Raw genomic sequence first — 21,648 nt, 5'->3', positions numbered from 1 at the left:
ACCATGGACTCCACCTACGTCCTCTTCATCGTTCTCCTGTTCGTGGCGGTGGTGCTCGCCATGGAGGGGGGCTACCAGGTCTGGGCTTCCAAGCACAGCGCGGAGGCCAAGCGCGTCGCCGCACGCCTGCGCACGCTCGACGACGCCGGCGCGGAGGCGGCACTGTCGATCCAGCGCCGCGCCGTCGTGCGGCGCTGGAACTGGCTCGACGACAGCGTGGTGGCCGGCCTGCCCAAGGGGGCCGACCTGTTGCGCTACCTGGAGACGTCGGGCACCGGCCGCGGCGCTGGCGAAATGCTGCTCTACAGCGCGGTGCTCGGCATCGCCGGCATCGCGGTGCCGATCGTGCTGTCCAAGCCCTGGACGTTTTCGCTGCTGTTCGGTGGCGTGCTGGCCTCGTTGCCCTGGTTCTGGCTGGGGCGCAAGCGCACCCGGCGCATGCGCCTGTTCGAGCGGCAGATTCCCGAGGCGCTCGACCTGGTGGGGCGCGCGCTGCGCGCAGGACATGCGTTCCCGACCGGCGTGAAGATGGTGGGCGACGAGATGCCGGAGCCGATCGCCCGGGAGTTCCGCGTGCTGTACGACGAAACGAACTTCGGCATGCCGCAGAACGAGGCCTTGATGCGCCTCGCGGACCGTGTGCCCATCGACGACCTGCGCTACTTCGTGATCGCCGTGATGATCCAGCGCGAGTCGGGCGGCAACCTGGCCGAACTGCTCGACAACATCGCGGGCATCGTGCGTGCGCGGCTCAAGCTGATGGGCGAGGTGCGCACCCTGTCCGCGGAGGGAAAGATGTCGGCCTGGATCCTCGGGTTGCTGCCCTTTTGCGTCGGCGGGCTCATCAACATCGTCAACCCGAGGTTCATGGACGTGCTGTGGACCGACCCGATCGGCCTGAGGATGGTGGGCGGGGCCCTTGTGCTGATGGCGCTCGGCGTTTGGTGGATGCGCAAGATCATCCAGATCCGGGTGTGAGGAGACGACCATGACAATGATGCAGATCGCCGTGCTGGTGTTCGTTTTTGTCGGCACCGCCGCATTGGCCTACGGGCTCATCCAGCTGGCCGGCGGCAACGCCACCGCCGACCGGATGAAGCGCGTGCTCGGCGCGCCGTTGATCCCCCAATCGACGGCCGATCGCTTTGTCGACCGCGTGGCCCGCGCGACCAAGCCGTGGGCCAAGCTGTCGACGCCCGAGGAGGGCTTCGAAGGTTCGGCACTGCGGCGGCGCTTCGTTACCGCGGGCATTCGCAACGCCGCGGCACCGGCAGCCTACTTCGGTGCAAAGACCGTGCTGGCCGTCGGCCTGCCGCTGCTGGCGTTCACCTCACTGACCTTGTTCGCGAATTCCGCGGCGAAGGGCAATGCGCTGCTCTTCTGGCTGCTGGTGGCAGCGGCACTCGGCTACTACCTGCCCAACTTCGTGCTGTCCCGCCTGGTCTTCGTGCGCCAGCGCGAGATCTTCGAGAACTTCCCCGACGCGCTGGACCTGATGACCGTGTGCATGGAGGCGGGCCTGGGCACCGAAGCGGCGCTCAACCGGGTGGCCGAAGACATGGTGCACAAGAGCGCGGTGCTGAGCGACGAGATGCGGCTGGTCAACCTCGAACTGCGAGCCGGGGCGCCCAGGGAGCGGGCCCTGCGCAACCTGGCCATCCGGACCGGTGTGGAAGAGGTCGATGGCTTCGTGTCGATGATCATCCAGGCCGAACGCTTCGGCACGAGCATTGCCCAGTCGCTGCGCGTGCACGCCGACATGCTGCGCACGCGCCGCCGCCAGAAGGCCGAAGAGGCGGCGGCCAAGATCGCGTTGAAGCTCCTGTTTCCGTTGATCTTCTTCATCTTTCCGTCGCTCATGCTCGTGCTGATGGGCCCGGCCATGATCCAGATCTACCGTGTGTTGCTGCCCACCATGGCGGGAACGGGCACGTGAAGCGCCCCACGAACTACCGAAGGAGCATCGCCATGCGTTTCGTCTTCAAGGCTGGTGCGCCGGCACCAGCAGCGCCGCACCAGCCCCCCGCCCGCACGCTGCCAGATCGCGCGGCAGCGCCCGTCGCGCGCCAGCGGCCAGACGCGCGAGGAACTCGCCACGCCCTCCCGGCGCCGAAGCGCACCACGATGAGTGGCCTGCAGCTGGGCGCGGTGACCGTGGCCGCCTCGTTCGCCCTGGCCGGCTGCGCCACGCCCGGGCGTGATGACCAGGCCCTGGCATGGAAGGTGGAACCCGTGATGGACGTGAGGCACGGCGCGCAGCCGAGCATGGCCTACTACGCGCTCGGCCGCTACCACGACGGTTCACAGGCCTGGGACAAGGCGATCCAAGCGTACCGCAAGGCCATCGCCGCCAACCCCCGCAACGCCGAAGCGCACAACGCGCTCGGCGTCCTGCTGGCACGTTGCCAGCGCCTGGCGGACGCCGAAGCCGCCTTGCGCGAGGCCCTGGCCATCGCGCCCGACAGCGCCCACGTCCGGAGCAACCTCGGCCGCGTGCTCCTGCTCGCCGGACGACCGCAGGAAGCCGCCGGCGAACTGGCCACCGCCCTGCAACTCGAGCCCGGGAACCCCATCGCACAGGCCAACCTCCGCGAGGCCCTCGCACCATCGGCACAGGCACCCGGCACCGGCGCGACGGCGGCGGCGGAGCCGCAAGTGGCTGCGGTGCAAGTGGCTGCGGTGCAAGAGCCCGAGCCGCCGGCGGCGGAGGTGCCGGTGCCCGCCACGCTACCGATGATCGCACCGCCCCTCCTCGCCCGCATCCGCCTGGAGCTGAGCAATGGCAACGGCATGCGCGGCGCGGCGGCGCGGCTGAAGCCGCAGCTGCTCGCCGAGGGGCTGGCCGTCGAACGCCTGACGAACCAGCGGCCCTATGTGCAGCGGATGACGGTGATCCAGTACCGCACCGGCCAGCTCGGGGCCGCGCAGCGGGTGGCCGATGCGCTGCGGACCACCGCACCGCTCGAAGCCGTCCACGGCACGGGCCCGGGACCGGATGTGCGCGTGGTGCTGGGACATGACTGGGCGCGTGCGCCCGCGTTGACGGCGTGGGCCTCTCGATGAGCACGGGGGGCACCGCCCGGCAAGCCCACGGGTGGCCCCGCACCAGGCGCCGAACCTCGCTTCGGAACAGACGCACTCGGCGTGTCGAAGCCGGGTTCGCCCGAGATCAACGAGGGGCCCGGCGGAGACGGTCACGCTGTCAGGGCTGGCTGCACGAGCGAATCAACGGTGCCGGCTCGTGGAACACAAACCCGTGGGTCCGGACTGTGAAATTCCGGAGGACGCGCGCCGCCGCGCGCCGGCGGTCGACACCTGTACGGCAGTGATCGACGCGTGGGCGGCAACTACAGGGTGTCGAGACTGGCCTCTGCGCAAATGCCAATGCGTTTCCCCACACAGCCCTGTCGTCCCGGCGCAAGCCCACGGCTGTCCGGAGAAAGTTTGAGCGCTGAGCAGTAAGTTGTTGCGGGGGTTGGTGATTTGGGATGAATTCCAGAGCGCCAACTCAATCAGCAACAGGGCCGCGCGCGACATGCGCAAGGTGGCCGAACCAGGCAGAGCGCCTGATCCTGGGAGACCCACTCTGCGCAAACGCCAATGCGTTTCCCCACACAACCCTGTCGTCCCGGCGAAGGCCGGGATCTCCACCTTCTCGCTCAACAGCAGCGTTCCCGTCCACCGCTGGAGATCCCGGCATTCGCCGGGATGACCACGCTGTGAGTGAGTCGACCCGTCGGTGAATAGGCTGCACCTCCGATGCCTCCTGGCAACGCCGCCGTTGAGGTTGATTTTCCCCGGACAGCAATGGGCCTGCGCCGGGATGACAAAAGAGGGATGACTCGTGGCGCCGTTGCGTCAGCGCTTCTCTCGATGCAGGCAACACCTGCTCTGCATCACACGCTCGGGCCCACGCGTCCAGTGAGTCCCGGGAGAACCACGGCCGATCCGTTCATGAATCGTTCATCAAAGCATCAGGTATTGATCATCATCCAATGCGCTGGCGTTCATGTGCCGGGTGCACAGTAGCCACCATGCATCGCGAGGCGGTGCAGCACCCAAAGAATGGTGCCGTCCAACCCGAGTAGAGGATTTTCATGAACCTGTTCCAATCCGCAATTCTTCCGATGGTCACCGTGATCGCGGCGGGCCTTTCGGCCCCTGCCTTCGCCCAAGCACCTGCTGCGGCACCCACGGCGGAAACTTGCAAGCCGATCAATGAGCAGCAAGTTGCAGCGCTGTTCGATCGCTGGAATGACTCGTTGGGCACGCTGGACCCGGACAAGGTCGTTGCCAACTACGCGCCTGATGGCGTGCTGCTGGCCACGGTATCCGACAAGCCGCGCACGAACCCTGCGGAGGTTCGCGACTATTTCGTCAAGTTCCTGAAGAACTCGCCCCAAGGCAAGATCGACAGCCGCACCATCAAGATCGGCTGCAACGTGGCACAAGACATCGGCACGTACACGTTCAAGTTCAAGGATGGCAAGACCGTGAAGGCCCGCTACACCTACGTGTACGAGCTCGAGCACGGCCAATGGTTGATTGCGCACCACCATTCGTCGGCCATGCCTGAAGGCGGCAAAGGCAAATAACCCGCCAAGCACGGATCGGCTGGCGACGGCACATCGTGCCCAAGCCAGCCGGTAGCTCGCGAAGCCTGCAACCAGGTTTCGCGCCAGCACTTCGACTTGACGCTTCCCGCGCCTCCCGCTGTGGGCCGCATTCGCTCCGACTCGGGCGCGTGCTGCGAACCAATCCGAGCCACATCCAGAAGATGCACGCATGCGTATCGCACTCTCGTTGGATGTTCCTTTCTCATATCAACATGACCATCAACAACTTCCTCCGCGCCAGTCTTCTGGTCGCCCTCGCCGCCCCGTTTGCCGCCCATGCTGACGACACGCAGTGGCTTGTGCGCGCCCGTGCCGTGCAACTCGAAAGTGCCAACAAGGACAGCACCGGCCTGGGGCTGACGATCAACGACAAGACCATCCCGGAAGTCGATGTCTCCTACTTCGTCACGCCATCCGTCGCCGTCGAATTGGTGCTGACGTACCCGCAGAAGCACACCCTGCGGTCGAACGGCACCACGATCGGCACCCTCAAGCACCTGCCACCCACGTTGACCGCGCAGTACCACGTGACGACTCTCGGTGCGTTCAAGCCCTATGTTGGCGCGGGCCTCAACTACACCCAATTCTCGAGCGTGGAGTTCGACCCCGCGGTGGTAGCCGCACTGCAACCGTCGGTCGACAGGAGCAGCGTCGGCCTCGCGATGCAAGTCGGCTTCGATTGGACGATCGCAAAGAACACGGTCTTCAACGTCGACGTCAAGAAGGTCCAGATCCGCACCGACGTGTCGTCTGCCGGAACGAAGGTCGGTGAGTTCCGCGTGGATCCCTTGCTGATCGGCATCGGCGTCGGCTACCGCTTCTGACTTCACGAGGGCGCATCGCTCGCCGGGCTCACGAGGCGCAGCCGTTCGTCGCGCCGTTCCGCCCGCACGCCGACCTCGCGGTGCGCTGAGCAGCGCTGCGCCTCCCTCTCCTGGCAAGACCATGCCGGATTGCTATAGCAGGTAGAGGCATCGGCTTCTATGACGCATGGCTCTTCCTGGCAAGAATCCGTCCACAGATCCCCGAGGGACTGTTCCGGAGACAAAACGATGCCGCCACCGAGGAGAGTCAGATGAAGCGCCTGAACACGATGGCCGGGCTTGTCGCCGCGGCCGCCCCCTTTGCCACCGTGCCTGCCCACGCGCAAGCCACCGCACCAGCCGGCACGTCGAGCGTCACCGTCTATGGCCTGGTCGACGCCGTCGTTCGCCGCGCCACCAACGTCTCTGCCACCGGAGGCGCCGACACCACGATGGAGGACGGCCTCATCACCGGCAGCCGCCTCGGATTCCGCGGCGTGGAAGACCTCGGCGACGGCCTGCGCGCCGCCTTCACGCTCGAGTCCGGGTTCGACCCGAGCACCGGCACCTCGCTGCAGGCGACGCCCGTGGCCGACTACGGCCAGGAAGCGGCCTCCCCGCGCTTCTGGGGCCGCGAGATCCACGTCGGCGTGCGCAACAACCGGGGAGGCGTCACCCTCGGACGCCAGTACACCACGGCGCACCAGATCGCCGCCCGTTTCCAGCCCCAGGGCAACCCCAACAACACGGCGCTGTCGGTGTTCGGCAGCCACCACATCGCCCGCCAGGACAACGTGGTGCGCCTGGACACCAAGCTCGGCGATGTCGAGCTGCTGGCCACACGCACCTTGGGCGAGCAGGCCGCGTCGTCCAGCGCGAATGCCTCGTGGTCGCTGGGCACCGTTTACACGAAAGGCGACCTGTCGCTCGGCGGGTACGTGCAGCAGATGAACAATCGAGCCGGCACCGAGACGCGAAAGATCGTGGGCGCGGGCGGCAACTACAGGTTCAATCCGGCACTCGCACTGTTCCTCGGCTACATGCAGCGAAGCTCGGAGGTCAGCCCGCAGGAGAACAAGGTCGTCGCCATCGGCACCAACATCGAACTGACGCCCACGGCCACCGTGAGCGCCGAGTACTTCGACGACAGACAGTCGGGCAGCGCGGCGCTGGAGGGGTCCCGCAAGGTCGGCTGGGTCACCGCGAACTACCGGTTCTCGCGCCGCACGGACATCTACGCGCTCATCGATCACAACCGCGTCAGCGGCGGCTATGCCAAGCCGGCATTCATGGGCACGCTGGGCACGCAGACGGCGCTGAGCCTGGGGCTTCGGCACCGGTTCTGATGAGCACCACCATGATCGCCTCGTCAGTTGCCGCGCACGAGCTTCTCCAACAGGCGCTCGGCACAACGCCTGAGCGGCGTGGCTCGCCGCTGTGCCGGCGTGACGAGGCACAAGGTGATCTTGATCTCCGGTTGCACGAGGGGCGTCACCGCCAGGCGCTTCAAGTGCTGGAACGGGCGGATCGCGTCCTCTGCCAGCGCCGCATGCCCGATGCCGGCGCTCACCACGTCGAGGATGGCGGGCACGCTGGACACTTCCCACGCCACGTGCAACTCCACCCCGGCCATCGCAGCGGCCGACTCCATCAGCTTGCGAAAACTGTGGCCGCGCTCCGGCATGACGAGCGGGTACTTCGACAGCTGGCGCAACTTCACCGGGCCCGACGGCGCGTCGCCGGCCGGGCTCACGAGGCACAGCCGTTCGTCACGCAACGGCACGATCTCGAGCGACGGCAGCGGCTCCGGGCTGTAGACCAGTCCCAGGTCGGCCCGCCCCGAGACGAGCCACTCGGTGATGTGCGTCGAGAAGCCCTCGATCACGGACAGCCTGGCCTTGGGAAGCTCCTTGCGGAACGCACGGATCAGCGGCAGCGTGAGATGGCGAGCCAGGGTGGGCGGCATCGCGATCGCGATGTGGCCCACCGGTTCGTTCCGCTGCGCGGCCAGGTCGTCCTTCGCCTGGGACACGAGGTGAAGAATGCCGTGGCAGTGCTCAAGCAGGCGCGACCCGGTATCCGTGAGTTGCACCCCACGGCCATGACGAAGGAACAGCGGCTCGCGCAGTTCGATCTCGAGCGCGCGAACCTGGCGGCTCAATGCCGGTTGCGCGACATTCAACACGAGTGCGGCCTTGCTGAAGCTGCCGTGTTCCGCGACGTGGACAAAGGTCTCGAGCTGGTTGAGATTCATGACACATCTTCGCATGAGCCATGCCGACATCGCATAGCAGCTAGGGCCCTCTCAGGTCTGGCTCGAAAGAATCTGCGGGAACAGAATCTGGCATGGACATCGCGATGAAATTCACCAAGACCGCCGGTTGGCTCGACTGGAACGCCCACCCGAGCAGACCGAACTTCAAGCTGCCCCCAGGCGCCGTGGACGCGCACTGCCACGTGTTTGGCCCCGGCGCGCAGTTCCCCTATGCGCCCGAGCGAAAGTACACGCCGTGCGATGCCGGCAAAGCGCAGCTCTTCGCGTTGCGCGATCACCTCGGCTTTGCACGCAACGTCGTGGTGCAGGCCACCTGCCACGGCAGCGACAACCGCGCCCTCTTGGACGCGCTCGTGCACGCGAACGGCATGGCCCGCGGCGTTGCAACGGTTCGACGCAGTGTCACGGACGCCGAGTTGCAAGCGATGCACGAGGCCGGCGTGCGCGGCGTGCGCTTCAACTTCGTCAAGCGGCTCGTCGACTTCACACCGAAGGACGAGCTGGTGGAGATTGCCGGCCGCATCGCCAGGCTCGGCTGGCACGTCGTCATCTACTTCGAGGCGCAGGACCTGCCCGAGTTGTGGGACTTCTTCACCGCGCTTCCCACCGACGTGGTGGTCGACCACATGGGACGTCCGGACGTTGCCAAGCCGGTCGACGGTCCCGAGTTCGCGCTGTTCATGGCGTTCATGCGCGAGCACGCGAACGTGTGGACCAAGGTGAGCTGCCCCGAGCGGTTGTCCGTGACAGGCCCGCGGGCGCTCCATGGCGAGCGCGACGCCTACCGTGACGTCGTGCCCTTCGCGCGCCGCGTGGTCGAGACATTCCCCGATCGTGTGCTATGGGGCACCGACTGGCCCCACCCCAACCTCAAGGACCACATGCCTGACGACGGGCTGCTGGCCGACTTCATCCCGCACATCGCGACCACACCGGAACGCCGGCGCAAGCTGCTCGTGGACAACCCGATGCGGCTGTATTGGCCAGAGGCGTCCCACGGCAAGCCCCTGGCGACCGAGTGATGCACCTTCGATCGATCAACACTTTGGATGACTCCGCATGAAGTACCTTCTGCTCCTCGCTTTGCTGCCCGCCTGGCTGAGCGCGCAAGCGCAACCGGCCTTTCCGGCAAAACCCATCACGATCATCGTGCCCTTTGGCGCCGGCGGTGTCGCTGACATCACGGCGCGCACCGTGGGCCAGGCGATGTCCGTTTCGTTGAAGCAGCCGGTCATCATCGAGAACCGGCCGAGCGCCGGCGCCATCGTGGGTTCGAGCGCAGTGGCCAACGCTGCGCCCGACGGCTACACGCTGCTGCTGATGAGCAACGCCAACGCGGTCAGTGCAGGCCTCTTCAGGAAGCTGCCGTACGAGCCGGTGAAGGCCTTCACCCCCATCGGCACGCTGGGCTACTTCGACCTCGCGCTGTTCGTTGCCGACAAGTCCCCGATGAAGACCGTGCAAGACATGGTCGCGCACGCGAAGGCCCAGCCAGGCAAGTTGACGATCGGCACCATCGCCGTCGGCAGCACCCAGAACCTGGCCGCCGAGATGTTCAAGACCACCGCGGGCATCGACGCCCTGATCGTTCCCTACAACGGCACGCCGGCATTGCAGACGGCGCTGATGGCGGGTCAGGTCGACGTGGGGTTCGAGGTGTTGAGTCCGATGATGTCGCACATGGCTCCCGGGCCCAAGGCCCTGCGGCCACTCGCCGTGACCTCCGATCGGCGCTTCCCCGGATTGCCGAACGTGCCCACGGTGCAGGAGTCCGGCGTGCCAAAGTACAACGTGGCCTCGTGGAACGCCCTGGCGGCGCCCGCCGGCACGCCAGCGCCCGTGATCGAGAAGCTGAATGCCGCGATCCGCGAGGCGGTCGGCAAGCCGGAGCTGCAGCAGCGGCTGCAGACGCTGGGCGTGCGCGCGCAGGCCAGCACGCCGGCCGAGGCCGCCCAGCTGCTGAGCTCGGAGATCCAGCGGTGGAAGCAGGTGATCGTCACGGCGAAGCTTTCGCTTCAATGACCACGACCGTGACACGACAGCGAGGCCGGGCCCCGGCGCTGACACCGGCCTGCATCCCCTGGCTCTGTTTCAAATGACATGCGCCAGCGGCGGCGCTGTCATGCGCCCTCGAAGCGGCGCGTCCACCATGGTTTCACCGTGCCCCGGCACATGCTTCTCACGCAGCAGACCATGGTGAACATCATCAATAAACAGCCCCCCGAACAAGCCGCACCTGTCACGGCCAAGGCCCCGTCGCGTGCCACGCCGCTGGCCGCGGCGTTCGGTGCCTGCATGGCCGGCCTCGTGCTGAGTGGCTGCGCCGTGCCCGTCACCCGCACCACCCACGTCTACGAAGCGCCGGGCTACCCGGCGCCCGCGCCGGTGGCGGCCAGGCGCTACGGCAGCGTCGAGCGCATCGACGTGATCGAAACCCACCAGGCCGACAGCGGCGGCGGTGCCGTGCTGGGCGGGCTGCTGGGCGGCGTGGTGGGCAACCAGATCGGCCACGGCGCCGGCCGCGCGGCCGCCACGGCGCTCGGCGTGTTCGGCGGCGCGGTGGCGGGTGACCACATCGAGCGCAACGAGGCCGCCGCCAACAGCGGCACGGTGTACCGCGTGTTCGTGGAGTTCGACGACGGCAGCCGCCGCCACTTTGACTACCGCGCGCTCAACGGGCTGCACACCGGCGATCGCGTGCGCCTGCAGCACGGCGTGCTCGACCGCGCCTGAACACCGGGGTACCGCCGATCATGCCTCCCCGCTCCCCTCAGCAACCGCCGGGTTCCTCGACCCGGCTGCACCGCATGTTGCGCACGTTCGCGCTGGCGGCGCTGGCCTGCACCGCCTGCGCCCTGGCGCTGGCCGACCCACCGGCGCGCGTGGGCCGGCTCGCGTGGCTGGCCGGCGACGTGACACTGCGCGAAACCCCGGCTGCCGTCTCGACCGCGGCGCAGCTCAACTGGCCGGTGAGCAGCGGCAACGTGCTGGCCACCGGCCCGGCCGGCCGCGCCGAGGTGTGGATCGGCTCCAGCGCGGTGCACCTGGACGTGGACACCGAGGTACAGGTCGAGCAGCTCGACGACGACCAACTGCGCCTGCGGCTGCTGCACGGCAGCCTTGCGCTGCGTTCGGCCACGCCCGAGGTGGCCCGCGCCACGCGCGTGGTGGGCGACGGTGGCACCTGGTCGCCTGCCGAGCCCGGCGAGTTCCGCCTCGATGCATCCAGCGGCCGCACTATCGATGTGACGGCCTGGCGCGGCGCGGTGGTGTTCGAAGGCGACGGCGGCAGCAGCCGCTTCACGGTGCGCCCCGGCCAGCGTGGCGAGATCACGCCATCGCCCTCCGGCATCGGCTTTCGCCTCGACGTGCCGGTGGACGACGACTTTCGCCACTTCGTTGCGCAGCGCGACGCCGCTTTCGACGGCCGCACCGCCACGCGCAACGTGTCGCCCGAGATGACCGGCATCGAAGACCTCGACAGCCACGGCCGCTGGCAGCAGAGTGCCGAGTACGGCACCGTATGGGTGCCCACGGTGAACACCGACTGGGCGCCCTACCGCTACGGCCGCTGGCGCTGGGTCGAGCCCTGGGGCTGGACGTGGATCGACGACGCGCCGTGGGGCTTCGCGCCCTTCCACTACGGTCGCTGGGCCATGTGGAGCGGGCGGTGGTGCTGGGTGCCGGGCACCTATGTCGCGCGGCCGGTGTATGCGCCGGCGCTGGTGGGCTGGGTGGGCTCGGCGCCGCCGGGGTCGTCAGTGTCCGTGTCGGTCTCGGTGGGCAGCGCGCCGGTGGGCTGGTTCCCGCTGGCGCCGCACGAGGTGTACGTGCCGCCATACCACGCCTCGCCGGTGTACATGCGCAACGTCAACGTCACGCACGTCACCAACATCACGAACGTGACCAACATCGTTGCGCCCACGCACTACACCTTCCAGAACGACGTGCGCGCCACCACCGTGGTGACCAACGGCGCCGCGCTGTCGAGCCGGCAACCGGTGGCGCGAAACCTGCTGCCGCCCAGCGACCCGCGCTGGCACCAGGTGACGGCCGCGGCGCCAGTGGCCGCACCGCCGCGCCTCGAGCCTCCGCGAGCCGAGCAACATGCGCCGGCCGCTGGGCGCCCGCAGCCGCCGCAGCGCCCGTCCGAGATGCAGGCGCAACCGGTCCCACGCGAGCTGCAGCCGCGACCGCAGGCACGGCCGCCGGCCCTCGAGGCGGCGCGGCGCGAAGACCATCCGGAACGCCACGACATGCCGCGCACGGTCGACCAGCACGAGATGCAACAACGTGCACTGCAACAGCGAGAAATGCAGCAAGGCGAAATGCAGCAACGCCAAGCACAGCAGCGCGATCTGCAACACCAGCAGCAGATGCGCCAGCACGAGCTTGAGCTGCAGCGTGAGCGCGAAGAGCGCGCACGGCACCACGAGCGCTGACGCGCCGGTACGTTGCACGCGCGAAGAAGCCGCGGCTTCTTTCATTCATTCATTGGCATAACGCTTCGATCCCGGCTTGAAGCACTGGAATGACCGACTTGCTGTGCGTTAAATATCCAGTTTGAACGTCCGTACTTCGCTCGGCGTTGCAGTAGTTCGCCCGGGTGTCAGCGGAGTGGCCGCGTGGACACACACTCTCCGTTCAAGCAGTTCCAGTCTCCATGCCCGACATCAGATCGCTGTTCACAGCCCTCCGCCTGCCATCTGTGTTCAGGTCATCATCGCCCGTCGCGCCTGACCCCGGCGAATCCACCAGCCCGTCCCCAAAGGCCGCCCTGGCCACGCCCGACGGGTTGGCGCGGCGCGTCACGGCCGGCGCTGGAGATCTGGCGCCACGCGCGTCCTTGCCCGTCGCCAAGCCGCCCAACCCCAAGCACATCCCCTACTACTCCGAGAAGCCGACTCGGCTGAACGACGTCAGCCTCAACTGCGAAGTGCCATATCCAGGCGCAGCGGAAGGCAGCAACGAAGTCGTCGAATGCCGCCACCTTGCCCTCGCCTGGGCGATGCAGGTGGACGCCGCCGGCAAGCCGGACTATGCGGCCTTCAGCTCGGAGGACGCCATCAAGAAGACCGTGCATCCGGAAACGGGCGCGCTTTTCTTCAGGCTGACCACGGGTGCACCCGAGGTGCACCTCGTTCCTTTGGAGGGCTGGGGCCAGTTCGTGGCCCAGCAGCTGAAATCGCTCGAAGCCACCGGGAGCCCAGCGGCCAAGCAACTGCTTGTCAACTCGGACAACCACGCCATGGCGCTGGAACTGAAGGTCAAGCAGGAGCCGGACGGCCCCCGATACGTCGCCAACTTCTACGATCCCAACCTCACCGCAGCCCACAAGCGGGTGGCCAGCAACAGCATCGCCCGGTTCGAAACCCTGGAGATGATTGACCTGCTCAACAGGCAGTCGTTGCTGCAGGGCTACTTCGGCAACGAGTCCGTCGCCATGGTGATCGCATTGCCGCCCGGCGGCCCGGCTTCCTTGCCGCCACCACCGGGGAATGACCCGGAGCGGCGACTCGCCGGGCCGGTGCCGCCACTGGACGAGAGCGTGATGTATCCGCTGCTGAGCTTCGGCTTCGCCGGCACGCTGCGCGACATCAAGGACCAGGTCGCAGCGCTGGCCAGCCGCGATCCGGGCAAGGCCGAACGCCTGCTCGCCGCGCAAGCGGGGGACGGCACACCGGGCCTGTCCATGGCGCTGGCAGACGGCCACAAGCACACCGTGAGCGCCTTCATCGACCTGGTCGCAGCGAGCGGACTGCCGAAGTCGGCGCAGATGCGACTGCTCGCGGCGCCGTGGCCCGGCGGCACAATGGACCTGGACCAAGCGTTGGGAAATGGCAGGCCCGAAACGGTACAGGCGTATCTCGATGGTCTGGACAGGCATCCCTTGCTGGACGACCGTGACAAAGCCGAGTTGCTGGCAACACGTGGTGCGGAGGGCCGCACGGCGCTTGTCCATGCCTTGGTCGCTGGCGCGCCGGACACCGTGGCGGCCATGGTCGGCTGGATCGCACGCCTCGACATCGGCCCCGATGCGCGCTGCGACCTCCTGCTCGCCATCGACAACGACAAGAGCCCGGGCCTCGCCGAACCCATGCAAGCCAACGCTGCTGACCGGGTGACCGCCTACGCCAAGGCCGTGCTCGACTCGGCAATGCATGAGCAGGAGAAGGTGCACGTGTTGACGGCGGGCGTAGCGACAGGCGAGCTACTGGCTGCGGCACAGGAACAGGGCGCCTTGCAAGCCATCGCTGCCTACCGCGCGGCCATTCGAAACTCCAAGTTGTCCTTGAGCGCGAAAGCCGTGCTGCTGGGCGAACCGTTCAGTACCCGGCCGGCTGGCAGCATCAAGCTGCCGGAACGCCACGACATGCCGCGAACGGTCGACCAGCACGAGATCCAGCAACGCCAAGCGCAGCAGCGCGATCTGCAAACACCAGCAGCAGACGCGCCAGCACGAGCTTGAGCTGCAGCGTGAGCATGCTCGGCGCTTCGCAAAGGGTGCTCTCTTGGAGCAGACGGGCGATTTGATCACCCTACGCGACCAAACCTATCGCGTTTCCGAATCAGGCGACAGCGGCTTCAACCCGAGTGACGGCAACCCGATGGGGAAGAGATATGACTTGCATCTCGTCATGAGGGGAGGTTGATCGAAACGTAGTCGGCAACGTATCTTCCACAGCGATCATCTCCCAGCCCGCACCAGCCGGCCCCACAGCCCACGCGGTGCATACAGGCTCGCCGCGATCGCCACCCCGCCCATCGCAATCAGGTACCAGCCGCCTTGCAAGCCGAACGCCGTGGTCAGCAGTTCGCGCAGCGCGTACCAGACCAGCACGCCGACGATGGGGCCGGCGATCGTGCCGATGCCGCCAATGAGCGTTGCGAACATCATCATCACCACCCAGTTGATGTCGAAGGCTGAATCGGGCGTGATGAACATGCCGCCCATGTAGTACGCCGCGCCGGCCAGCCCGCAACCGAAGCCGGAAACGACGAAGGCCACGAAGCGCACGCGCCACACATCGACCCCGATGCTGCGCGCGGCAAGTTCGTTGTCACGCACCGTCAGCAGCGCCAGGCCCAGGCGCGAACGCATCAGCGCACGCACTGCCAGCGGGGTGCCGATGCCAATGGCCGCGGCGACCCAGAAGGCGACGGACTGGAAGGACTCGATGTCGTCGATGGCGGACATGTCCAGCCCCCGGCCGGCGCTGCCGCCGAGTTCCGTCGACTTCGACACCAGCAGGTAGCCGATCTCGGCGAACACCCACAGGCCGATGGCGAAGTAGGCGTCGCGCAGCCGGAACAGCGCCGGCGCCAGCAGCGCCGCCGCGGCGGCACCCGCCAGGCCGGCCAGCGGCAGGCCCCACCAGGGCGCGATGCCCAGCCGCTGCGTCGCCTCGAACAGGGCATAGGCCCCGAGCGCCACGAACAGCTGGTGGCCAAGCGACATCAACCCGGTGTAGCCGGCCAGCAGGTTCCACATCTGCGCCATGCCGATGGCCAGCAGGATCTCGGCCGCCAGCCGCAGCACACCGGCATCGGCCACCCTCGGCGCGAAAAATGCCGCGGCGCACAGCGCTGCCACGGCCACCCCACCTGCGCGCTTCATCGGCGCTCCCCCGCCAGCCCCTTGGGCATGAACAACAGCACGAGCACGAACACCAGGTGGGCATACAGCGGCCCGGCATTGGAGTCGATCTTCTGGCCCACGAGTTGCGCGATGCCCAGCACCACCCCGCCGGCCAACGCACCCCAGAACGAACCCAGCCCGCCGATGATCACCACCTCGAAGGCGACCAACATGCGCTCGACGCCGGAGAACGGTGTGAACGAGGTGCGCTGCGCGAGCAGGAAGCCGGCCAGCATCGCGAACGCAATCGCGAGGCCCATCACGCGGTTGAACACGCGCGCCGGCGTCACGCCCATCAGCCGCGCGACCTCGGGCGCGTCGGCCACGGCGCGCACCACGCGGCCGAACTCGCTGTGCCTGAGCAGCCAGTGCAGCGCGCCGAACAGCAGCGCCGCCAGCACCAGCACCAGCAATGGGTACAGGCCCACGCGGAGGCCCGGCAGACCGAGCACGTCGATGCCGGCGGTGGTCAGCGCACCGCCGTCGATCGCGCGTGAATCGGCACCGAAGCACTGCACCATCACGTTGCGCAATACCACCGAGAGGCCGAAGGTCAGCATCAACGGCGTGAGCGGGTTGCCCGAACGCACGGCACGGTTCACGACGCCGGCCTGCAAGCCCCAGCCGACGGCGTAGCCGGCCAATGCGACCGGCAGTATCAGCAGCCAGGGCGGCACCTGCGGCAACAGCCCGACCAGGAACACGCCCACGAAGGCCCCCAGCACGATGAACTCGCCGTGCGCCAGGTTGACCACCCGCATCACGCCGAACACCAGTGCGAGGCCGAGGCCGAACAAGCCGTACAGGCCGCCCAACAGGGCGCCGTTGACGACAGTCGAAATCCAGTCCATGACATCACTCTCCGAAGTAGGCCGCGGCGATGCGCCCGCGCGGCTGGCCCTGCGACACGCCCGCAAGCGTCACACGGCCCTTGAGCAGACAGACCAGCCGATCCGAAGCCGCGCAGGCGCGTGCCACGTCTTGTTCGACCAGCACGATGGCCAGGCCCTCGCCGCGGATGCGGGCGAAGGCGCGATAAATCTCGTCGACCACCACCGGCGCGAGCCCGAGCGACAACTCGTCGCACAGCAGCAGCTTCGGGTTGGCCATCAGCGCCCGGCCGATCGCCACCATCTGCTGCTGCCCGCCGGACAGCAACGTCGCCGGGCGGTGGCGGAACTCGCTGAGCACCGGGAACAACGCGTACACCGTCGTGAGGTTCCAGCGCCCCGGCCGGCGCACCAGCGTGCCCATCAGCAGGTTTTCCTCGACCGTGAGCGACGAGAACAACTGCCGGCCTTCGGGCACCAGCGCAATGCCCAGCGTGGCGATGCGTTCGGCGGACCAGCCCGCCAGCGACTGCCCGTCGAAGCGGAGCCCGCCGCGCCTGGCCGGCGTGAGGCCGGTGACGGCGCGCAGCAGCGTCGACTTGCCGGCCCCGTTGGCGCCGATCAGCGCCAGGGCCTCGCCGGCGCCAACCTGCAGCGAGACGCCGAACACCGCCTGCAGGTCGCCGTGGAAGACGTCCAGCTCGTCAAGCTGCAGCAGCGTCGGCATCGGTCGGCATCCCCATGTAGATCTCGCGCACCACGGCGCTCTCCAGCACGGCCTGTGGCCGTTCCTCCAGCAGCTTGCGGCCGAAATGCAGCACCATCACACGGTCGGCCACGGCTTTCAGCGCATGCGCAATGTGCTCGATCCAGATCACCGCGTAGGCCTTCTTCAGTTCGCGCACCAACGCCACCATCTGCTGCACCTCGCGCTCGGTCAGCCCACCGGCCACCTCGTCGAGCAACAGCAGCTTCGGCGCGCTGGCGATGCCCTTGGCCAGCTCGAGCCGCTTGCGGTCCAGCAGCGTCAACGTGCCGGCCGGCTTGTCGGCGGCCCGCGAAAGCCCGGTGCGTTCCAATGCGGCGCCAGCGGCTTCAGCCGCCTGCGCCTTGCCCAACCCGGCGCCAAAGGTTGCGGCCGCGCGCACGTTGTCGAACACGCTCAGGTGAGGAAACGGCTGCGGGATCTGGAAGGCCCGTGCCATGCCGAGCCTCGCGCGCCGGTGCACCGGCAGGCCCACCAGTTCCCGTCCGCCCAGGCGAATGCTGCCGGCATCGGGCTCGGCCGTGCCCGTCAGCAGGTTGAACAGCGAACTCTTGCCCGCGCCGTTGGGCCCGATCACGCCGAGGCATTCGCCGGCCGCCAGTTCGAAGCCGACCGCTTCGGCCACGACGATCTTGCCGTAGGCCTTGTGCAGCCCGCGCACCTGCAACACGGGCGGCTTCACTTGAGCTGCGACAACAGCTTCAGGCTGTCGGCGACGGGGATGTGCTTGGACAGCGTGTTGTCGACCACATGCAATTCGAACGGGTGCCTGGCGCCCTCGCCTGCACGCCGCCACTGCCCACCGGCCAGCCCCGTCTTCGCCACGCTCTTGATCGGGCTGTTCTTGAAGTCGACCTTGCCGACCAGGGTGTCGATGCTGAGCTCGCGCAGCGCATCGCGCACCGACTTGCGGTCGCGCGGGTCGCCGGCGCGCTTCAATGCGGCCAGGCCCACCTCCCACAGCGCATGGGCATAGCCCAGCGGCTGGGTCCACTGGTTGCCGGTGGACTTTTCCCAATCGGCCGCGAAGTCTTTGGCGGACTGCCCGGTCAGCGACGACTTGAACGGAAAAGCCGGCGTCCACCACACCTCGGTGGACATGCCGTTGCCCGCCGCGCCGAGCGCCTTCATCGCGCTCGGGAACAGGAAGGCCGCGGCCATCGTGACAACCTCGGGCTTGAAGCCGGCCTGCTGCGCCTGCTTCCAGAACGTGGCGAAATGGCTCTCGTACATGAAGCCGGAGACGATCTGCGCGCCGGTGTTCTTGAACCCGCCCACCTGGTTGGAGAAGTCGTCGGTGGCGAGCTTGAAGAAGCCGCCGGTCGATTCCTTGTAGCCCGCACTGCGCAAGGCGCCGGGCATGCCGCGCAGCGGGTCGGCGAAGGCCTGGCCCGGCGGGTTGTCGATGTACAGCGTGCCCACCTGCTTGTTGGTCTTGACGCTGTCCCACATCGCGGCGAACTGCTTCACGACGTCGTCGGCGCCCCAGAAGAAGTGGAACGAGAACGGAAAGCCTTTGCTCATGTTGCCGTTGCGGGAAAACATGAAGGCCTGCCAGGGCGACATCGTGCTGACCATCGGGATACCGTGCACGTCGCACAGCTGGCCGGCGGGCGTGGTGGCGTCACCGTCCTGCACCAGCATCAGGTCGACCTTCTCGCGCAGCACCAGGTCCTGCACGACCTGCAGCGAGCGGTTCGCGTCCGATTGGTTGTCGCGCAGCACGATCTCCACCGGCACGCGCTTGCCGCCCGCGACCTCCAGCCCGTCCTTCAGCAACGTGCGGATGCGCCCCAGGTGCCATTCGTCGGCCGCGCCAAAGGGTGCGCGCGGCCCCGAGAGCACCGTCACGTAGCCGATCTTCAGCGGCTTGTCCTGGGCGATGGCGAAGCGCGGCAATGCGGCGGCGGCGGCACCGGCCGCCAGCAGCGTGCGGCGATGAATGGGGGGGTGGTTCATGGTGCGAGGTTCTCCGAGGTGCCTGCGAATTTCTGGAAGGTGCGCACGATCTCGGCGCAATCGATGCCGTCCACGATGAAGACGAGCCGCGTGCGGCGGTCGCCGCCGGGCCAGGCGTCGAGCTGGCGCGGCGGGTGGAACACGTGCTGCACGCCATGCACGACGAGCGGCCGGTCCGGCTCCTCGGCGAGCTGCACCAGGCCCTTGACGCGCAGCAGCCGTTCGCCGCGCAAGGCGGCCATCAGGTCAAGCCAGTGCAGGAAGGCGGTGCGCGGCAGCGGCGCGTCGAACACGAAGGCATGGCTGCGCACGCGCTCGCCATGACGGTTCACGTCGTGATGGTGCCCATGGTCATGCTCGTGCCCGTTTTCGTGCTCGACGGCCTGCAGTGTCCGGCGGCTCAGCGGGTCGATCCAGCCGATGCCGAGCACCTCCGCCGGGTCGATTCGCCCGTCGCGCACAGGGTGCAGCCGCGCCCCCGGGTTGAGCCGGTACAGCCGATCGGTCAACGCCTGGACCGCCGAGGGTTCGACCAGGTCGGTCTTGGTCAGCAGCAGCGCATCGGCCATGCCGACCTGCTTGACAGCCTCCGCGTGCCGGTCGAGCGTCATCATGCCGTTGAAGGCATCGACCGTGGTCACCACGCCATCGAGCCGGTAGGTGCCGGTGACGCCGGGGTGGGCCATCAGCGTGTGCAGCACCGGCGCCGGGTTCGCAAGGCCGGTTGTCTCGACGATCACGCGGCTGAAGCGCACCTCGCCGCGTTCGCGCCGCTGCGCGAGCGCGCCCAGTGTCTCGATGAGGTCGCCGCGCACGGTGCAGCACAGGCAGCCACTGGTCAGCACGCGCAGGTTCTCGTCGGTGTGGTCGACCAGCAGGTGATCGATGCCGACCGCACCGAACTCGTTGATGATGACGGCGGTGTCGGACAGTTCGGGGCGCTGCAGCAGCCGGTTCAGCAACGTGGTCTTGCCACTGCCGAGGAAGCCGGTCAGCACGGTCACGGGTGTCATGCCAGCTCCCCGTGCACCACGCGGCCTTCGAAGCAAGTGGCGAGTACCCGGGTCTGCGCGAGTTGCTCGGGTGGTATCTCGAACAGGTTGCGGTCGAGCATCACGAAGTCGGCCGACTTGCCGGCTTCGAGCGAACCCGTCACGTCGTCGATGCGCAGCGCGCGCGCCGGGTTGACCGTGTAGGCCGCCAGTGCCGCCTGCAACGGCATCGCCTGTTCGGCCCACAGCGCGCCGGGGAACTGCCCGGTGGGGTCGCGCCGGGTCACCAGGCCCTGCAGCCCCAGCCAGGGATCGGGGTTGGGCACCACCGGCCAGTCGGAGCCGGCGGCGATCAGGGCGCCGGACTCCAGCAGGTCGCGGTTGGGCCAGAAGCGGTCGACACGCGCCGACGGCACGCTCTGCCGGATTGCCTCGACGATCACGCAGGGGAACCACATGATCGGCGACAGGTCTGCCAGCACGTTCAGCTCGGCAAAGCGTGGCACCTCGGCCGGGTCGACGAAGCTCGCATGGGCGATCTGGTGCATGAGGCCCGGGCCGTTGAACGTGCGCAGCACATCGATCGCGTCGAGCGCGGTGCGCACCGCGGCGTCGCCGGTGCAATGGATCTTCACCGCGATGTTGCGCGCCTCGCAGTCGGCCAGCACACGCGCCAGCTGCGGCACCGACAGTGCCGTTCCGCCGCGCCAGCAGCAGCCGTACACCGGGTCTTCGTTGTAGGGTTCGAGCATCGCGGCGGTGCGCGAGGTGGGCACGCCATCGAGAAAGATCTTGCCGGCGTCGGGCCGGAAATGCCGGCTGCGGAAGGTCTCGCGCAGCGCGAAGATCTCCTCGCCCGCCTCGCCGGGCGCAAGCGGCGCATCGACCACCGGAATGGAGCCCACCACCCACGCGCTCAGGCGCCCCTGCTCCTCCAGCCCCTGGATCGCACGCATCACGGCACGCGTGGTCAGGGCCTCCTGCATCGCGGTGACGCCATAGGCGTTCAGCCGCCGCACCGCATGGGCTGCGGCCGTGATGTCGAGCTGCGGGTCGGTTGACAGTGCGTGTGCGACGGCCGCCTCGGCGAGCGCACTGGCGCCCTCCTTCAACAGCCCGGTGGCTTCACCGCTGGCCGGGTCGCGCACGATCTCGCCGCCCGGCGGGTTCGGCGTGCTGGCATCGATGCCGGCCAGCACGAGCGCGGCACTGCTGACCCAGCGGTTGTGGTGCGAGTCGTCGCGCAGCATCACCGGCCGGTTGCCGGCCGCCTCGTCGAGCGCGAGGCGCGCGGCCGGCGTCAACTCGGGCAACAGCCTGCTGCCCCAGATGCCGCCGACGATCCACTCGCCGGGCGCCTTCGTTGCCGCCGCGGTGCACACCATGTCGAGCACCTGCGCGAGCGGCAGGATCGGCGGGAAGCCCGTCTCGTACAGCTCCGCGCGGCCGGCCCACACGAAATGGTTGTGCACGTCGATCAGGCCCGGCATCACCATGCGCCCGCGCAGATCGATCTCGCGTGCGCCCGGCACGGCGGCCCGGGCCTGCGCCAGGCTGCCGACGGCGGCCAACCGCCCGTCGCGCACCGCGAACGCCTCGGCCCAGGGCTGGCTCGGGTCCATCGTGCAGACAGCAGCGTTGTGGACGAGGTAGTCGGTGCGGTCGGTCATGGTCTGGTGACGTCAGGAAGAGAGGAACGAACGGTCGGCGAAGCAACACCTGCACCTTAGCGCGCACGCTGCAGAACGCGGTATCGGAAAGGCGCAAA

The 21,648-nt window shown here is 68.0% G+C and carries 19 protein-coding genes; 11 read left to right on the top strand and 8 right to left on the bottom strand.

Annotated elements, in window-relative coordinates; all coding sequences use genetic code 11:
- Positions 1-3: 3 nt before the first annotated feature.
- From ASC87_RS22510 to ASC87_RS22485, 6 genes are all read left to right on the top strand, one after another.
- Entirely contained in the window at positions 4-978 is a 975-nt protein-coding gene (locus ASC87_RS22510; RefSeq protein ID WP_056667786.1) for a type II secretion system F family protein, read from the top strand.
- A gap of 10 nt (positions 979-988) precedes the next feature.
- Positions 989-1,936, top strand: coding sequence for a type II secretion system F family protein (locus ASC87_RS22505; protein WP_056667783.1), 948 nt, complete (start codon positions 989-991; stop codon positions 1,934-1,936).
- A gap of 32 nt (positions 1,937-1,968) precedes the next feature.
- A complete protein-coding gene (locus ASC87_RS22500; protein ID WP_157604225.1) occupies positions 1,969-3,063 on the top strand; it encodes a LytR C-terminal domain-containing protein in 1,095 nt (364 codons plus the stop codon).
- Between the two features lie 1,034 nt (positions 3,064-4,097).
- The gene (locus tag ASC87_RS22495; RefSeq protein WP_235582244.1) at positions 4,098-4,595 is read left to right on the top strand and encodes an SgcJ/EcaC family oxidoreductase; all 498 of its coding nucleotides are present in this window, start codon (positions 4,098-4,100) and stop codon (positions 4,593-4,595) included.
- Between the two features lie 233 nt (positions 4,596-4,828).
- The gene (locus ASC87_RS22490) at positions 4,829-5,440 is read left to right on the top strand and encodes an OmpW family protein (RefSeq protein WP_056667774.1); all 612 of its coding nucleotides are present in this window, start codon (positions 4,829-4,831) and stop codon (positions 5,438-5,440) included.
- Between the two features lie 251 nt (positions 5,441-5,691).
- Positions 5,692-6,765: a porin gene (locus tag ASC87_RS22485; protein WP_056667772.1), complete on the top strand. Its 1,074-nt coding sequence runs from the start codon at positions 5,692-5,694 to the stop codon at positions 6,763-6,765.
- A 23-nt stretch (positions 6,766-6,788) separates the two neighbouring features.
- On the opposite strand, the gene ASC87_RS22480 is transcribed toward ASC87_RS22485, so the two are convergent.
- A complete protein-coding gene (locus tag ASC87_RS22480) occupies positions 6,789-7,673 on the bottom strand; it encodes a LysR family transcriptional regulator (RefSeq protein WP_056667770.1) in 885 nt (294 codons plus the stop codon).
- 104 nt (positions 7,674-7,777) lie between these two features.
- Between ASC87_RS22480 and ASC87_RS22475 the strand changes: the two genes are divergently transcribed.
- From ASC87_RS22475 to ASC87_RS22455, 5 genes are all read left to right on the top strand, one after another.
- Positions 7,778-8,716 (top strand): amidohydrolase family protein, encoded by a 939-nt coding sequence (locus ASC87_RS22475; RefSeq protein WP_056667826.1) that lies wholly within the window; start codon positions 7,778-7,780, stop codon positions 8,714-8,716.
- Positions 8,717-8,753: 37 nt separating this feature from the next.
- Positions 8,754-9,716 (top strand): tripartite tricarboxylate transporter substrate binding protein, encoded by a 963-nt coding sequence (locus tag ASC87_RS22470; RefSeq protein ID WP_056667767.1) that lies wholly within the window; start codon positions 8,754-8,756, stop codon positions 9,714-9,716.
- Positions 9,717-9,890: 174 nt separating this feature from the next.
- Positions 9,891-10,427, top strand: coding sequence for a glycine zipper 2TM domain-containing protein (locus tag ASC87_RS33860; RefSeq protein WP_162255194.1), 537 nt, complete (start codon positions 9,891-9,893; stop codon positions 10,425-10,427).
- A 74-nt stretch (positions 10,428-10,501) separates the two neighbouring features.
- The gene (locus ASC87_RS22460; protein WP_056667761.1) at positions 10,502-12,136 is read left to right on the top strand and encodes a DUF6600 domain-containing protein; all 1,635 of its coding nucleotides are present in this window, start codon (positions 10,502-10,504) and stop codon (positions 12,134-12,136) included.
- Positions 12,137-12,357: 221 nt separating this feature from the next.
- Positions 12,358-14,163: a ShET2/EspL2 family type III secretion system effector toxin gene (locus ASC87_RS22455; protein WP_082568850.1), complete on the top strand. Its 1,806-nt coding sequence runs from the start codon at positions 12,358-12,360 to the stop codon at positions 14,161-14,163.
- A 219-nt stretch (positions 14,164-14,382) separates the two neighbouring features.
- On the opposite strand, the gene ASC87_RS22450 is transcribed toward ASC87_RS22455, so the two are convergent.
- The 7 genes from ASC87_RS22450 to ASC87_RS22420 are packed head-to-tail and all read right to left on the bottom strand — an operon-like array spanning position 14,383 to position 21,550.
- Positions 14,383-15,312: a branched-chain amino acid ABC transporter permease gene (locus ASC87_RS22450; protein ID WP_056667756.1), complete on the bottom strand. Its 930-nt coding sequence runs from the start codon at positions 15,310-15,312 to the stop codon at positions 14,383-14,385.
- A complete protein-coding gene (locus ASC87_RS22445) occupies positions 15,309-16,184 on the bottom strand; it encodes a branched-chain amino acid ABC transporter permease (RefSeq protein WP_056667752.1) in 876 nt (291 codons plus the stop codon). Before ASC87_RS22445 ends, ASC87_RS22450 begins: the two co-directional genes overlap by 4 nt.
- Before the next feature lie 4 nt (positions 16,185-16,188).
- Complete coding sequence (locus tag ASC87_RS22440) at positions 16,189-16,890, bottom strand: ABC transporter ATP-binding protein (protein WP_056667749.1); 702 nt, start codon at positions 16,888-16,890, stop codon at positions 16,189-16,191.
- Positions 16,868-17,611, bottom strand: a complete 744-nt coding sequence (locus ASC87_RS22435) for an ABC transporter ATP-binding protein (protein WP_056667746.1) — start codon at positions 17,609-17,611, stop codon at positions 16,868-16,870. The genes ASC87_RS22440 and ASC87_RS22435 overlap by 23 nt, the downstream gene beginning before the upstream one ends.
- Positions 17,608-18,888 (bottom strand): ABC transporter substrate-binding protein, encoded by a 1,281-nt coding sequence (locus tag ASC87_RS22430; protein WP_056667743.1) that lies wholly within the window; start codon positions 18,886-18,888, stop codon positions 17,608-17,610. Before ASC87_RS22430 ends, ASC87_RS22435 begins: the two co-directional genes overlap by 4 nt.
- The gene (locus tag ASC87_RS22425) at positions 18,885-19,901 is read right to left on the bottom strand and encodes a GTP-binding protein (protein ID WP_056667741.1); all 1,017 of its coding nucleotides are present in this window, start codon (positions 19,899-19,901) and stop codon (positions 18,885-18,887) included. The genes ASC87_RS22430 and ASC87_RS22425 overlap by 4 nt, the downstream gene beginning before the upstream one ends.
- Entirely contained in the window at positions 19,898-21,550 is a 1,653-nt protein-coding gene (locus ASC87_RS22420; RefSeq protein WP_056667737.1) for an amidohydrolase, read from the bottom strand. The genes ASC87_RS22425 and ASC87_RS22420 overlap by 4 nt, the downstream gene beginning before the upstream one ends.
- Positions 21,551-21,648 lie beyond the last annotated feature (98 nt).

Source organism: Rhizobacter sp. Root1221, assembly GCF_001425785.1.
Lineage (GTDB): Bacteria > Pseudomonadota > Gammaproteobacteria > Burkholderiales > Burkholderiaceae_C > Rhizobacter.
Note: the sequence above shows the minus strand (reverse complement) of the source record. Positions and strands in the feature narration are given on the sequence as shown.